The 13,591-nt window shown below is 62.2% G+C and carries 14 protein-coding genes; 7 read left to right on the forward strand and 7 right to left on the reverse strand.

The genetic code is table 11. From position 1 onward, the window contains the following. Positions 1-107 precede the first annotated feature (107 nt). Together LOY35_RS06455 and LOY35_RS06460 are read right to left on the reverse strand one after the other, a co-directional pair. Complete coding sequence (locus LOY35_RS06455; RefSeq protein WP_258631512.1) at positions 108-2,558, reverse strand: penicillin acylase family protein; 2,451 nt, start codon at positions 2,556-2,558, stop codon at positions 108-110. Between the two features lie 361 nt (positions 2,559-2,919). Then, positions 2,920-3,564, reverse strand: coding sequence for a glutathione binding-like protein (locus LOY35_RS06460; RefSeq protein ID WP_258631513.1), 645 nt, complete (start codon positions 3,562-3,564; stop codon positions 2,920-2,922). 155 nt (positions 3,565-3,719) lie between these two features. Here LOY35_RS06460 and LOY35_RS06465 point away from each other — a divergent pair, with 155 nt between their 5' ends. After that, positions 3,720-4,277 (forward strand): cysteine hydrolase family protein, encoded by a 558-nt coding sequence (locus LOY35_RS06465; RefSeq protein WP_258631516.1) that lies wholly within the window; start codon positions 3,720-3,722, stop codon positions 4,275-4,277. 175 nt (positions 4,278-4,452) lie between these two features. On the opposite strand, the gene LOY35_RS06470 is transcribed toward LOY35_RS06465, so the two are convergent. From LOY35_RS06470 to LOY35_RS06485, 4 genes are all read right to left on the reverse strand, one after another. Then, the gene (locus LOY35_RS06470) at positions 4,453-4,656 is read right to left on the reverse strand and encodes an SEC-C metal-binding domain-containing protein (protein WP_003198420.1); all 204 of its coding nucleotides are present in this window, start codon (positions 4,654-4,656) and stop codon (positions 4,453-4,455) included. A 5-nt stretch (positions 4,657-4,661) separates the two neighbouring features. Then, on the reverse strand, positions 4,662-5,147 hold the full coding sequence (locus LOY35_RS06475; protein WP_258631520.1) for an LEA type 2 family protein: 486 nt from the start codon (positions 5,145-5,147) through the stop codon (positions 4,662-4,664). 64 nt (positions 5,148-5,211) lie between these two features. Then, positions 5,212-5,688, reverse strand: a complete 477-nt coding sequence (locus LOY35_RS06480) for a YchJ family protein (protein ID WP_144928775.1) — start codon at positions 5,686-5,688, stop codon at positions 5,212-5,214. A gap of 14 nt (positions 5,689-5,702) precedes the next feature. Continuing rightward, positions 5,703-6,200 carry a DUF6231 family protein gene (locus tag LOY35_RS06485; RefSeq protein ID WP_258631523.1) on the reverse strand — a complete coding sequence of 166 codons (498 nt, stop codon included), beginning with the start codon at positions 6,198-6,200 and terminating at the stop codon, positions 5,703-5,705. 191 nt (positions 6,201-6,391) lie between these two features. On the opposite strand from LOY35_RS06485, the gene LOY35_RS06490 reads away from it, so the two are divergent. The 3 genes from LOY35_RS06490 to LOY35_RS06500 all read left to right on the forward strand — a co-directional run bounded on the left by LOY35_RS06490 (position 6,392) and on the right by LOY35_RS06500 (position 8,279). Beyond that, positions 6,392-7,087, forward strand: a complete 696-nt coding sequence (locus tag LOY35_RS06490; RefSeq protein WP_258631526.1) for an OmpA family protein — start codon at positions 6,392-6,394, stop codon at positions 7,085-7,087. Between the two features lie 168 nt (positions 7,088-7,255). Continuing rightward, positions 7,256-7,528 (forward strand): DUF1145 domain-containing protein, encoded by a 273-nt coding sequence (locus LOY35_RS06495; RefSeq protein WP_258631528.1) that lies wholly within the window; start codon positions 7,256-7,258, stop codon positions 7,526-7,528. Next, positions 7,521-8,279 carry a collagen-like protein gene (locus LOY35_RS06500; RefSeq protein WP_258631531.1) on the forward strand — a complete coding sequence of 253 codons (759 nt, stop codon included), beginning with the start codon at positions 7,521-7,523 and terminating at the stop codon, positions 8,277-8,279. The genes LOY35_RS06495 and LOY35_RS06500 overlap by 8 nt, the downstream gene beginning before the upstream one ends. A gap of 120 nt (positions 8,280-8,399) precedes the next feature. Here LOY35_RS06500 and LOY35_RS06505 read toward each other — a convergent pair whose 3' ends face one another. Further along, the gene (locus tag LOY35_RS06505) at positions 8,400-8,864 is read right to left on the reverse strand and encodes a CopD family protein (protein WP_258631534.1); all 465 of its coding nucleotides are present in this window, start codon (positions 8,862-8,864) and stop codon (positions 8,400-8,402) included. Positions 8,865-8,962: 98 nt separating this feature from the next. On the opposite strand from LOY35_RS06505, the gene dinG reads away from it, so the two are divergent. The 3 genes from dinG to LOY35_RS06520 all read left to right on the forward strand — a co-directional run bounded on the left by dinG (position 8,963) and on the right by LOY35_RS06520 (position 13,591). Beyond that, on the forward strand, positions 8,963-11,107 hold the full coding sequence (gene dinG, locus LOY35_RS06510) for an ATP-dependent DNA helicase DinG (protein WP_258631535.1): 2,145 nt from the start codon (positions 8,963-8,965) through the stop codon (positions 11,105-11,107). 109 nt (positions 11,108-11,216) lie between these two features. Further along, on the forward strand, positions 11,217-12,362 hold the full coding sequence (locus LOY35_RS06515) for a serine hydrolase domain-containing protein (RefSeq protein ID WP_258631536.1): 1,146 nt from the start codon (positions 11,217-11,219) through the stop codon (positions 12,360-12,362). 116 nt (positions 12,363-12,478) lie between these two features. Beyond that, positions 12,479-13,591: an OmpA family protein gene (locus LOY35_RS06520; RefSeq protein WP_258631538.1), complete on the forward strand. Its 1,113-nt coding sequence runs from the start codon at positions 12,479-12,481 to the stop codon at positions 13,589-13,591.

Consider the following 13,591-nt stretch of genomic DNA (forward strand, 5'->3'; position numbering starts at 1 on the left):
GAAGCAGCCCCAAAGTAGCAACTCAATTTGCCTGACACACCGAGTTGTCTGGTTCTAGGGCCGCTTCGCAGCCCAGCGGGGATAAATCCCCTCGCCACAGAGGGAAACTACTTACCCGGCACCAGGGTCAGCCGAGTCTTGCCATACCCCCGATCAAAGTTCTGCGGTTGCAGCGGCAGGTTCTGGTACTGCCCCTTGATCCACGGATCGATGCCATTGAGGTAGTTGGGGCTGGCCGGGTTGCCCGACTGACCCGCGCCGCCCTGGACCATCAACGGTTCGGGCTGGCCGAAATCGACGATGAAGCGCATGTCCGGCGCTTGGGTGGCGTTGAAGTCCTGGCCCCAGGCGAATGCCGCGACGTTGAGCGTGGTGGCATCGCCGCCGGCCGATAGCGGACCGCGTACGACCTGGCCGCTGCCGTTCTTCCAGGCGTAGCTGTGCAATTTGCCCCACTGCCAGGCCTTGTGGTCGCCACCCAATTGGCTATCACCGGCACTGATGGTCGCCGCCAAGCTGCGGGCGAGGATAACGGCCTTGTCTTCTTTCTGCGGCGTACGCAGGTCATCCCAGAACGGGCTGTCTTCGCGGCCCAGCAAGTGATCGGCCTGGGCCGAATAGGACAGTTGGCCGTTGGCAACCAGCGCTTTCCACGCCGGGCTGCTTTCCGGGCCCAGTTCGTCGAGGAAAATCTGCTTCATGCTTTCTTGCAGGAACAGTTCATAGATGGCCGCGTCGGCAGAGGTCGGGTTGAGTCGGCCATCGAACGCCATCAGGCGGGTATAGGCTTCGCGGGCCTTGGCCCGGTCAGCCACTGGCAGGGTTTCGATGGCCTGTTTGAGGGGCTGGGCCATGCCCGGAGCCTCAAAGACTTTCTTGAGTTTGGCGGCGAACGTCGTGGTCTGGTCGTATTGCATGGCAGTCAGGCTGCGGATGTCGTGCTTGCTGGCGCCGGCCAGTTCGGCCAGGCGCTCGCCACGTTCCGGTGCGGCCCAGGAGTTGGACAGCTGCATGCCGTAGCCATGGGGAATGACCCGCTGGTTGGCGTTGCCCAGCCAGCCCTGGCTCGGATCCTGATCGTAAGGATGCGCCATCGGGTCGGCGTAGCCTTCCCAGTCGTAGCGACCGTCCCAGCCCGGCGACGGCAACAGGCCTTCGCCTTCACGGCGGTTCGGATAGCGCCCGGTGACCTGCCAGCCGATGTGGTTGGCGTCGGCAAACACCAGGTTCACCGCCATGGCCCGGATTTCACGGCTGGCGTCGGAGGCTTTCTCGGCGCTCTGTGCCCGGGACAGGTCGAAGAATGCGTCCAGGGTCTTGTCGTCGGTGAGGCTCGGCGTCTGCAAGGCCAGGCCAAAGCCATTGGCCGTGGCCAGGCTCTGAACGCTGTTGAGCAGTGGGCCATGGCGGGTTTCGTACACGGCTTCACGAATCGACCGCTGACCTTTGACGAAGTAGGTCTCGTTGCGCAGCATCGCCGGCTGCCATTTGCCGTTGACCTCGTAGGACAAACCATTGCCCTGACGTCGGATTTTTTCCAGGAACAGGTCCTGGTTGTCCCCTTGGACGCTGGTCATGCTCCAGGCCACGTCACCGTTGTAGCCCGCCAGAATCAGAGGGATGCCAGCCACGGAAACCCCGGCCGCCTGATACTTAGGCGCGCGGATCTGCACCACGCTCCACAACGACGGCACGCCCAGCGGTCCATGGCTGTCACTCGCCAGCAGGCTCTTGCCGTTGCGGCTGCGTTGCGGGGCCATGGCCCAGCTATTCGAAGACGTGGCACCCAACAGGTTCAGTTCGGCCAGCTGGCGGCTGGCGTTGTTGATGTCGTTCAGGCCCGGAATCTGGCCGTTGAGCCGGACACCCTGGAGCTTGTCGGCTTCGCCCTGGGGCAGGGGTTCGTCCGGGTAGGACGGGTTCAGCCAGGCCAGCTTGTCCTGGTTGACTGTCTGGGCCATGACCAGGGCGGCGATTTCTTCCGGCAGGTTGGCCGATTGGCTGAAGTTCAGCAGGCAGAACATCAGCGCCGAATCTTCCGGTTTCCAGTATTCGGGCTTGTAACCGGTGGCGGCCAGGTCCGGCGGCAGTTTGTCGCGGTAGCGGAACAGGTAGGCGTTGACGCCACGGGCGTAGACTTCGAAGAAGCGCTTGAGTCGCGGCGACGAAGCCTTGTACAGCTCGTCGGCACTCTTCTTCAGATTGATCGCACGCATGTAGCGGTCGACGTCCAGCCGTTCGGCACCGGACATCTCCGCCAGCCGACCCTGGGCCAGCAGGCGCATGGTCACCATCTGGGTAATGCGGTCGCTGGCGTGGACATAGCCGAGGGCGAACAGCGCATCATGGAAGCTGTTGCTCTCGATCAGCGGCATGCCCATGGCATTGCGCCGAACCGAGACGTTCTGCGCCAGTCCCTTGAGTGGTTGCACGCCGGAAGTCGGTGGCACAGTGTCCTGGGTATTCCAGGCCTGGCAGCCGCTCAAACCGAGCACACCGGCCACGGCGGCGGCAATGCCGAGCCGGGGGAAGAAAAAATTAGAGGCTGGCGAGGCCATGACAAAGCTCCTGCGGGAGGGGGCGGCAAATAAAGGCGCTACGTTAGTGAGCAGGAGGGGCCCGCGCAAGCGGGGGCGGGGGTTATTTGTGGATTTGGATGAAACTCCATGCTCGACGGTACGCCTGGTTTTCTGTGGCAAGGGGATTTATCTGTGGCAAGGGATTCATCGGTGGCGAGGGGATTTATCTGTGGCGAGGGGATTTATCCCCGCTGGGCTGCGAAGCGGCCCCAAAAGTAGCTCAGTCAACACAAAATCGAAGTGAGTGAAAAAGGGGGCCGCTTCGCAGCCCAGCGGGGATAAATCCCCTCGCCACAGATGAATCCCTTGCCACCGATAAATCCTTCTCGCCTCAGGTTGTTCAGGATTTCGGTGGATTGATCTTATCCACCAGCGCATAGGCCCTTACCGTGGCCGGGCGCTCCTTGATGCGATTGAACCAGCGCTGCAGGTTCGGGAAGTCTTCCAGGCGCTGGCTTTGCCATTGATGGGAAACCGTCCAGGGGTAGATCGCCATGTCGGCGATGCTGTATTCGCTGCCCGCCACGAAATCACGGTCCGCCAGGCGTCGATCCAGCACGCCATACAGGCGAGCGGTTTCGTCGACGTAGCGCTTGATCGCGTAGGGAATCTTTTCCGGAGCGAATCGGCTGAAGTGATGGTTCTGCCCGGCCATCGGCCCCAGGCCGCCCATCTGCCAGAACAGCCATTGCAGGACCTCCTGTCGTCCGCGCAGGTCCTGTGGAATGAAACGGCCGGTTTTTTCCGCCAGGTACAGCAGGATCGCGCCCGACTCGAACAGCGAGATCGGCTCGCCACCGTCGGCGGGCTCATGGTCGACGATGGCCGGGATGCGGTTGTTGGGGGCGATCTTCAGGAAATCCGGTTTGAATTGCTCGCCCTGGCCGATGTTGACCGGATGTACCTTGTAAGGCAGGCCGACCTCTTCGAGGAACAGCGAGATCTTATGGCCGTTGGGGGTGGTCCAGTAATACAGGTCGATCATGGAGGGCTCCAGATGAGACAGCGTGATGAATGGACAGCAATCGATGGCAGGAGGTCGTCTTCTTTTACCCGAAGGCTTGCCTGTAGGCAGAGGTGATGCTCCAGTGTGGAAAATTCAATGACCGGGCAAGCGAAAAAATCGGAATGGAGTTGGAAATGGAGCTAGAGAACAACGCAGCGTTGATCCTCATCGATCAACAAAAAGGCATCCTGCATCCCAGGCTCGGTTCTCGCAACAACCCCGAGGCAGAGTTGCGCATGCTCGAACTGCTGGTCTTCTGGCGAGATTCGGCGCGGATGGTGATCCATGTCCACCATCTGTCCCGTTCGCCGGAATCGGTGTTCTGGCCTGGTCAACAGGGGGTGGAGGTCCAGGAACGGTTCGAACCGCAGGAAGGGGAGTGGCTGATCCACAAGGACGTGCCGGACGCATTCTGTGCCACTCACCTGGAGGCTGACTTGCGCCGGGCGGGGATCGGACAAGTGGTGATCGTTGGCGTGGCGACGAACAACTCGGTGGAGTCCACGGCGCGTACGGCAGGCAACCTGGGTTTCGATACCTGGGTGGCCGAGGACGCCTGTTTTACCTTTGACAAGGCCGATTATTTCGGCAGGCCCCGTTCGGCCGAGGAGGTACACGCCATGTCCCTGGGCAACCTGCACGGCGAGTATGCGACGGTGGTCAGCGTGAAGCGGATTCTGGAGGCGGGCTGATCATGTGGGAGCGGGCTTGCTCGCGAAAGCGGTTTGCCGGCCAACATGGGTGTTGAATGTAATGGCCTATTCGCGAGCAAGCCCGCTCCCACACTGAATACCGCAGGTCATCCTGTGGGAGCGAGCCTGCTCGCGATGACGATTCAATCGGCGAAGACAGGCTCCGCCGCGGCCATCAAGCGCCGTGGCACTTCTTGAATTTCTTGCCATTGCCGCAGGGGCAAGGGTCGTTGCGGCCGACATCCTTCAAGGCATTGCGCACCGGCTCCTGGTGGGCATGGCCGCAGTTCGGACCGTGGACGTGGCCGTGGTCATGATCGTGGTGATGGTCGTGATCGTGGTTGCAATCAGGACCGTGAACGTGGGGTTGTTGGGTCATCGGGGTTACTCCGCAATAAAATCGGCGGCGATTATCACGCCATTGCGTTTCAGGTGCACGTAGTGGGCGATGAATAATCCGGTTTCCAGCTCACCTTCCAGACGATAGGGGATCTGTTGGCGGGGTTTTTCGAGCAGTTTCACCACTTCCCGCACCTGCGGCCACAGATTGGTGCGGATCGGTATCTTGAAGTCGCCGCTTTGCCCGGGAGGGACGGTGAGCCAGTGCTCATGCTCACCTTCGGTCAGCAGCAGGTCGCCCAGATGGATCCGGTAGGTCAGACCGCGCACGGTCAGGTCGCTGTCGCCGGGGTTATCGACCCGCAAATGCAGTATGAACCGCTGTTCCAGCAGCCGGGCCCGCACCACCTCGACCTTGACCAGATGTACCTGCGGCTCGGATGCCTCGTCGGTTAGCCAGGACGCACAGCCGCCAAGCCCGATGAACAGCAGCAGGCAGGTGATGCGTAGCGTGTGTAATGGATGGGTCATTGTCCGCGCCTCTGCTTCCAGTCTAGCCCGCTGATACAGGGGCAAGCGTCGGACATTTCCGAAATCAGCGAGCGAAGTAGCCTGCGCAGCACTTCTTGAACTTGTGCCCGCTGCCGCACGGGCAACTGTCGTTGCGCCCGGTCTTGACCGGTACGGTCGGGTCGATGAAATACCAGCGCCCCTCGTTCTGCACGAATGACGACTGTTCGCGATGGGCGTGTTCCCCCTGGCCGTCGTGCCAACGCGCGGTGAAGGTGACAAAGGCATGCTCCGGCTGCCCACCGAACACCTCGCTGCTTTCCACCTCCAGCCCCAGCCACGTGCTTTTGCTGCTCCACTCACTGATGGAGAGGCGATCGAGGCCCTCCTGCTGGGCGGGCAGGGTGGTGCTCACCAGGTAATCCACCAGCCCCAGCACATAGGCACTGTAGCGCGAACGCATCAGGGCTTCGGCGCAGGGGGCCGGGTGGCCGTCGTGATAATGGCCGCAGCAGGCGTTCAACGGGTTGCCACTGCCACAGGGACAAATGGTTGCGTTCAAGCTTGTGTTCACGGCTACCACCAATATTTTCCGAAGTTTTCGGGGTTGGCCCAAAAACGTGAATTGAGCCAATCGGGGACTTGTTTGTATTCAAGCAGATCGTAGGTAAACAGGGTCAGCACCTGTTCCTCGCGCTGGAACCGCTCACTGGCTTGCAGGGCCAGGGAAAAGAAGTCCGTTTCCTGCCAGCCACAGGCATCGAGGTCAGCCAACACGGCGATACGGCTGGCGTTGAGATTACGAATGCCGCCCAGCAGGTTCAGACCGTCGCGCTTGGGCACGTGTTCCAGGCAATCGAGTGCCAGGGCCAGGTCGAAGCGCTGTCCGGCCACCTCCACCGGCAGCGGGCCGGGAGCAACCTGGACCACTTCGGTGTCGGGATGCGCCTGCTGGAACGCCTCGAGGGCGGGAAAGCTGCTGGCGCCGACCAACAGCAGTTTTCGCGGGGCATAACGGTCAAGCACGGCGGCCAGTGCTTGCTGGGGTGTGCGCGATGAAATGGCAACGGTCATTGAAATTCCTCGATCAGAACCGCCACGATAGCCTGCCTGGACAACGTGGCCTAGAGCGGTTTGCATCAAAACGTGCCGAACGGCCGCAAATACTGGACAAAATCCGCGATAGCGCGGTGCTGGCGCAGATCCGAACTCGGGTCTTTACTCCCCAGAATCGGTGCAAAGCCGATCCCTCAAGGAGAAACCCGATGAGCATAGTTCGGACAGCGTTACCCCTGGTTCTGCTAACCGGTGTGTTGACTGGTTGCGCAGGTTTGCAAAAAACCGACTGGCCGACCTGTGCGGCCGTCGGCGGCGTGGTTGGCGCGGGACTGGGCGCCACTGAAAGCACCTCCTGGGCCGGCGGCGGCGCGCTGTTTCTCGGCACCATGGCGGCGGCCTATTGCTGGGTGCACGGAGACGGTGATGAAGACGGCGACGGTGTGCCGGACAGCCGCGACAAGTGCCCGGGCACACCGAAAGGCGTGCAGGTCGACGCAGATGGTTGCCCGCCGCCCGCTCCAGCGCCGATGGCCGAGGAGCCGGTTGTCGTCAAAGAGGAAACCATCGTGGTTCGCGATGTGCATTTCGAATTCAACAAGTCCACGTTGACGGCGGCCGACAAAGAGGTGCTGAGTGGCGTTGCCACCCGCCTGAAACAGGAGTCGTCCACTGCCCAGCTGCGGGTAACCGGTCATACCGACAGTGTTGGCAGCAATGCCTACAACCAGCGACTGTCGGAGAAACGGGCCAACTCAGTGGTGCAGTACCTGGTCGAAAGCGGCGTGCCTCGCGCCAGTTTCGTCTCGGTTGCCGGTGCCGGTGAGAGTCAGCCGGTGGCCGACAACAACACCGCCGATGGACGCGCCATGAACCGTCGCACTGAAATCAAGATAAACCGCTGACCCCCTGTGGTGGTGAGTCTGTCGTGGTGAGGGTTCCCTCGCCACGACAGGTTTTCCAGCCAATGCCTGCGCCCTTGTCACATGGATTAAATTTGCTCCGCCCTCTGGCTTAACCAGCGCGCAAGCCGTTACTGTGCGTGCAAAGAATAATGTTCACCTGGGGGGCGTATGAAGGTGTTTTGGGGGCTGGGGCGCTTGTTGACCCTGCTGTTCTGGCTGGTGGTGCTGGTCAATCTGGTCGTGCCGTTCGTCCATCCGCTGCATGTGTTGGTCAATCTTGCCGGGGTGCTGTTGCTGGCGGTCCACTTGCTTGAGCTGCTGTGGTTTCGGGCCAGTTTTCGTGGCTTGCCCTCGCCCGGTCGTGAACGCCTCAGAGTGCTGCTGTTCGGCATCTTTCATCTGCAAACCCTCCCGACTGCCGCAGAGGCCTCCCATGCGTAAATTGTGTCTGCTCGCTGCATTCGTGTGCCCATGGGCGTGTGCTCAAGTGGTCCAGGTAGAAACCCACTCGTTGATGCGTCTGCCCAATACCGCCAGCACCTTGACCCTGGAGCGGCTGGAGGTGGCCGACTACGGCACGTTGCTGGTGCCGTCGAACGTCACTCAATTGTCCATTGGCCAATTGCACCTTGGGCGCGAAGCGCGGATCGCCATCGTGCCTGCGCAACAGCCGCTGGCAATGAGCGTGACCCAGGCTGAACTGGCTGATGGCAGCCAGATCACTTCCCGCGGCGCGCGGGGCTCCTATACCAAGGCTGCACGGCCGGGGCGCGATCTCAACCTGCGTTTCAATGCGTTGAATGCACCAGTGCTGTCGGTGGATGCTCGTGGCGGCACGGGTGCGCCAGGCTACGTGGGCCTTGACGGTGCCAACGGGCAGGCCCCGGGTTGCACCTGGGGTTCGGCCGGACGCGGTGCCGATGGCAGCAATGGCAGTGATGGCCAGCCGGGGGCGACCGGTGCGCTGGTGCGCCTCGAACTGCCCCGGGATTACCCGGCTGAGCGGATCAAGGTTGTGGTCGATGGCGGCGCCGGCGGTGCGCCGGGTCCCGGTGGCAAGCCTGGCGCCGGCGGCAAGGCCAAGGGTTGTTTCGTCTACACCGCCGACGGCGGTAAAAGTGGCCGCCCGGGAACCGCCGGCCAGCCGGGTCCTGCCGGAGCAGCGGGGACGGTGACCGTACAACGGTTCTAAGTCTGGAGGGAACCCTGTGGGAGCGAGCCTGCTCGCGATAGCAATCTATCCGTCACATCAGGGCTGACTGACCGGACGCTATCGCGAGCAGGCTCGCTCCCACAGGGGGCTGTTCGAATTTCAGAACATTGGTCGGGCCGCGGCAATCGCGACCACCAGCAATCCGATCAGCAGGTTGATTCCCACCAGTTTGCGGATTTTTCCCAGCACAGACGCAGCGGCCGGCCAGTCCTGCGCCGCCACGGCGCTGCGCAATGCCGGCAACTGCAAGCCCTGGATGCGGATGAACAGTGCCGTCATCACCACATACAGCCCCATCATGATCTGTACGTAACGCGGTGCCGCTTCGAAACCGGCGAAGCGTACGTGGATCAGGCCTACACCGCTGATCGGCAAAAGCACCACAGCCACCCAGACCCAGATGAAAAAACGTTGAAATACTTCTACCCACAGTTTCAGCCGGGCAGGGCCCTCAAGCGCCGTCATTGCGGCGGGGCGCAGGATCATCCAGGCGAAGAACATGCCGCCGACCCAGACCAGGGCCGCCAGTAAATGCAGGGTGTAGATGAAGGCAAAGGGTGTCATTGAGTTACTCCGTTCTGCGCAGGATTCATTAGCGGGGTATGATAGCCGCCGATCCGAACCACTGAAAATTTATCCAGCGTTTTTAGCGCCCGACATTCATGATCAGCACCGAACTCAAAACCACGATCCAGGGCGCCTATTCGCGTTTTCTCGAAGCCAAGAGCCTCAAGCCGCGTTATGGCCAGCGCCTGATGATCGCCGAAGTGACGAAAGTCCTGGGTGACATCGCCACTGATGACGAAGGCCGGCGCGGTGGCGATCCTGCCGTCGTGGCGGTGGAGGCCGGTACCGGTACCGGCAAGACTGTCGCCTACAGCCTGGCGGCGATCCCCACGGCCAAGGCCGCCGGCAAGCGCCTGGTCATCGCCACGGCCACCATCGCCCTGCAGGAGCAGATCGTCTTCAAGGACTTGCCTGACCTGATGCGCAACAGCGGGTTGAACTTCAGCTTTGCACTGGCCAAGGGGCGCGGGCGCTACATGTGCCTGTCCAAGCTCGACATGTTGCTGCAAGAAGGCCAGGCGCAGACGGCCACGGCCCAGCTGTTCGAAGAAGAAGGCTTCAAGATCGAAGTCGATGAGGCCAGTCAGAAGCTGTTTACCAGCATGATCGAGAAACTGGCCGGCAATAAGTGGGACGGCGACCGCGACAGCTGGCCCACTACCCTGGAAGATGCCGACTGGGCTCGCCTGACCACCGACCACAGTCAGTGCACCAACCGTCATTGCCCGAACTTTGGCCAGTGTGCCTTCTACAAGGCCCGCGAAGGCATGGGCAAGGTCGACGTCATCGTCACCAACCACGACATGGTACTGGCGGACCTGGCCCTGGGCGGTGGCGCGGTGCTGCCGGACCCGCGCGATACAATCTACGTATTCGACGAAGGTCACCACTTGCCGGACAAGGCCATCGGTCACTTCGCCCATTACACCCGCTTGCGTTCCACCGCCGACTGGCTGGAAACCACCGCCAAGAACCTCACCAAGCTGTTGGCCCAGCATCCGCTGCCGGGCGACCTGGGCAAGTTCATCGAGCAAGTCCCCGAGCTGGCGCGGGAGATCAAGACGAACCAGCAGTTCATGTTCACCGCCTGCGAACAGGTGGCCGACTTCAAGCCGGGCGAGGATGTCGAGGGCCGCGAGCGGCCACGCCATCGTTTCGTCGGCGGCGTCGTCCCCGAGCACATGCGCGAAATGGGCATCGAGCTGAAGAAGGGCTTTGCCCGCCTCACCGACCTGTTCACGCGCCTGACCGACCTGCTCAAGGAAGGGATGGATGGCGAGGTCAATATCGGCATCGCCAGCAACCAGGCCGAGGAATGGTACCCGCTGTTCGGCAGCCTGTTGTCCCGTTCCCAGGGCAACTGGGAGCTGTGGACGGCCTTCACTACTGAGGACCCGGAGGACAATCCGCCGATGGCGCGCTGGCTGACCCTGGCCGAAAGCGGTTCGCTGTTCGATATCGAGGTCAATGCCAGCCCGATCCTGGCGGCGGACATGTTGCGTCGCAATCTGTGGAACGTGGCCTACGGGGCCTTGGTGACGTCCGCCACGCTGACTGCGCTTGGCACGTTCGATCGCTTCCGCATGCGCGCCGGCCTGCCGAAAACCGCCGTGACCGCCGTGGTTCCGAGCCCGTTCCATCACGCCGACGCCGGTGTGTTGCGGGTACCGGACCTGAAGGCCGATCCACGGGATGCCGCCGCGCACACCGCCGCGATCATCCGTGACCTGCCGGAACTGGTGGAGGGGGCGCGGGGCACCCTGGTGCTGTTTTCTTCGCGCAAACAGATGCAGGACGTGTTCGACGGTCTCGACCGTGACTGGCGCAAGCAGGTGTTCATCCAGGGCAACCTGTCGAAGCAGGAGACCCTGAACAAGCACAAGGCGCGGGTCGATGGCGGGGATTCCAGCGTACTGTTCGGCCTGGCGAGCTTTGCCGAAGGGGTGGACCTGCCCGGTGCCTATTGCGAGCACGTGGTGATCGCCAAGATCCCGTTCTCGGTCCCGGATGACCCGGTGGAAGCGGCATTGGCCGAATGGATCGAAGCCCGCGGCGGCAACCCGTTCATGGAGATCTCCGTGCCGGATGCCTCGCTGAAACTGGTCCAGGCCTGTGGCCGTTTGCTGCGTACCGAAGAAGACCGCGGCACCATCACCTTGCTCGACCGTCGCCTGGTAACTCAGCGCTACGGTAAGGCGATTCTCAATGCGTTGCCGCCGTTTCGGCGGGAGATTTCCTAGGAGACCGTGATTTTGTGGTTGGCCAGCCGTCCCGTGACGGTTTCCAAAACCACCAATGGCTGAAACAATGCGGCCACTTGAGAAAGTCTTTGTTTCAAAGGAGTTGCGGGTGCAGATTCAAGGCCATTATGAACTTCAGTTCGAGGCGGTACGCGAAGCCTTCGCAGCGCTGTTCGATGATCCCCAGGAGCGCGGCGCGGCGCTGTGCATCCAGGTCGGCGGCCGGACGGTGATCGATCTGTGGGCCGGTACGGCTGACAAGGACGGCCATGAGGCCTGGCACAGCGATACCATCGCCAATCTGTTTTCCTGCACCAAGACCTTCACCGCGGTCACTGCTCTGCAGCTGGTGGCCGAGGGCAAGTTGCAACTGGACGTCCCGGTTGCCCGGTACTGGCCCGAATTTGCCGCGGCCGGCAAGCAATCCATTACCCTGCGCCAATTGCTCTGCCATCAGGCTGGATTGCCGGCGTTGCGTGCATTGCTGGCGCCCGAAGCCTTGTATGACTGGAGCACGATGGTCGACGCCCTGGCTGCCGAAACGCCTTGGTGGACACCGGGGGATGGCCATGGTTATGCCGCGATCACCTACGGCTGGCTGGTCGGTGAGCTGCTGCGCAGAGCCGATGATCGAGGGCCCGGAGAGTCCATCGTGGCACGGGTTGCCAGACCGTTGGGCCTGGATTTCCACGTCGGCCTCGCGGACCAGGAGTTCCATCGCGTGGCTCATATCGCTCGCGGCAAAGGCAACGTTGGCGATGCGGCAGCGCAACGTCTGCTCCAGGTGACGATGCGCGAACCCACCGCCATGACCACCCGGGCCTTCACCAATCCGCCATCCGTCCTGACCAGCACCAACAAGCCCGAGTGGCGACGCATGCAGCAACCGGCCGCCAACGGCCACGGCAATGCCCGCAGCATCGCCGGGTTCTACGCCGGTCTGCTGGATGGCAGCCTGCTGGAAGGTGAAATGCTCGATGAACTGACCCGCCAGCACAGCTTCGGCGAGGACAAGACGTTGCTGACCCGGACCCGTTTCGGCCTGGGCTGCATGTTGGACCAGCCGGATGTAGCGAATGCCACCTATGGCCTGGGCCCGCGGGCATTCGGTCATCCGGGGGCAGGTGGCTCCATCGGGTTTGCCGATCCGGAGCATGACGTGGCGTTCGGCTTCGTGACGAACACGCTGGGGCCTTACGTGTTGATGGATCCGCGCGCGCAGAATCTGGCGCGGGTGCTTGCCACTTGTCTGTAAAACGTTCCTGAAGGGGCGCGCATCGGAACCTGGTGTCCTTTTCGGTTTCAAAGCGTCTGTTTATGTGCCCGGACAGGGTCCTGTATTTTTCATTTACATCATTTTGTGGATATCCAATGTTATCGAATAAATCCCTCGCTCTGGCGCTGTGCTTCGCGATCACCGGTTGCGCGCAAACTCCACAAAATGATGCCGAGGGCGGCAGTGGCTGGTGGCCGTTCGGCTCTTCCGACCAGGCTGCGGTCAAAGAGGCGGCGCCTGCGGCTCCTCTGAAGCCGGCGGCCGTTGCGCCGCAGGCCAAGGCCGAGAGCGCCAGCCACTGGTGGTGGCCGTTTTCTTCCGATGACGCAGCCAACAATGCGGCGCCAAAAGACCCGGTCAAGGCTGAAGCCAAGCCTGCACCGAAGGCCCCGACGCCTGTAGCCAAGGCCGAAACGCAAAGTGGTGGGAAATGGTGGTGGCCGTTCGGCGGCAAGGAACAGGAAGCCACCAAGGCGGCACCGTTGCCCGATCCGAAAGTCACCCAGGCCTGGCTCGACGACTACGAGCCAAAGCTGCGCACCGCCATCGAGGGTAGCAAACTCCAGCTGGAGCGCCGCGACAACGTGCTGGTGGTCACGGCGCCAGTGGACAGTTCCTTCAACCCGGATCGTCCGGCCATGCTGCTGCCGGTGACCCTTGGCCCGTTCACTCGCGTGGCGAAAGTCCTGGAAGCCGACCCGAAATCCGCCGTGCTGATTCTGGGCCACGCCGACACCTTGGGTGCCGCGCCGGCGAACCTGAAGCTCAGCCAGGAGCGTGCCCAGTCCGTGGCGGCGATTTTCCGTCTCAGTGGTTTGCAACGTGATCGCCTGATGCTGCGAGGCATGGGCTCCGTAGAGCCACGTGCGGCCAATGACAGCGTTGAAGGTCGCGCCTTGAACCGTCGTGTGGAATTGCTGGTGACGCCACAGAACACCCTGGTCGCGCTGCTCGGCAAATACAATATGCCAGCCCCGGCACCGGTCACGCTGGTGGCCGCCCAGGACGTGAAGCCAGCTGTCCCGGCGCCTGCGACCCAGAAAGCCACGGCCCCGGCCACTAAAAAGGCGCCGGCCAAGAAAGCCGCCACCAAGGCTCCAGCGAAGAAAGCCCCGGCCAAGAAGGCCACCCCGGCGAAGAAACCTCAGCCGGCCAAGGCCGCCACCGATGCCAAGAAAGTCGCGGCCGCCGATACTCCCAAGCAGTGA

Source organism: Pseudomonas sp. B21-028 (genome assembly GCF_024749045.1).
Classification (GTDB): domain Bacteria; phylum Pseudomonadota; class Gammaproteobacteria; order Pseudomonadales; family Pseudomonadaceae; genus Aquipseudomonas.

Coding starts and splice junctions, on each gene's coding strand:
- LOY35_RS06455 (WP_258631512.1), bottom strand. CDS start 2,558: ATGGCCTCGCCAGCCTCTAATTTTTTCTTCCCCCGGCTCGGCATTGCC.
- LOY35_RS06460 (WP_258631513.1), bottom strand. CDS start 3,564: ATGATCGACCTGTATTACTGGACCACCCCCAACGGCCATAAGATCTCG.
- LOY35_RS06465 (WP_258631516.1), top strand. CDS start 3,720: ATGGAGCTAGAGAACAACGCAGCGTTGATCCTCATCGATCAACAAAAA.
- LOY35_RS06470 (WP_003198420.1), bottom strand. CDS start 4,656: ATGACCCAACAACCCCACGTTCACGGTCCTGATTGCAACCACGATCAC.
- LOY35_RS06475 (WP_258631520.1), bottom strand. CDS start 5,147: ATGACCCATCCATTACACACGCTACGCATCACCTGCCTGCTGCTGTTC.
- LOY35_RS06485 (WP_258631523.1), bottom strand. CDS start 6,200: ATGACCGTTGCCATTTCATCGCGCACACCCCAGCAAGCACTGGCCGCC.
- LOY35_RS06490 (WP_258631526.1), top strand. CDS start 6,392: ATGAGCATAGTTCGGACAGCGTTACCCCTGGTTCTGCTAACCGGTGTG.
- LOY35_RS06495 (WP_258631528.1), top strand. CDS start 7,256: ATGAAGGTGTTTTGGGGGCTGGGGCGCTTGTTGACCCTGCTGTTCTGG.
- LOY35_RS06500 (WP_258631531.1), top strand. CDS start 7,521: ATGCGTAAATTGTGTCTGCTCGCTGCATTCGTGTGCCCATGGGCGTGT.
- LOY35_RS06505 (WP_258631534.1), bottom strand. CDS start 8,864: ATGACACCCTTTGCCTTCATCTACACCCTGCATTTACTGGCGGCCCTG.
- dinG (WP_258631535.1), top strand. CDS start 8,963: ATGATCAGCACCGAACTCAAAACCACGATCCAGGGCGCCTATTCGCGT.
- LOY35_RS06520 (WP_258631538.1), top strand. CDS start 12,479: ATGTTATCGAATAAATCCCTCGCTCTGGCGCTGTGCTTCGCGATCACC.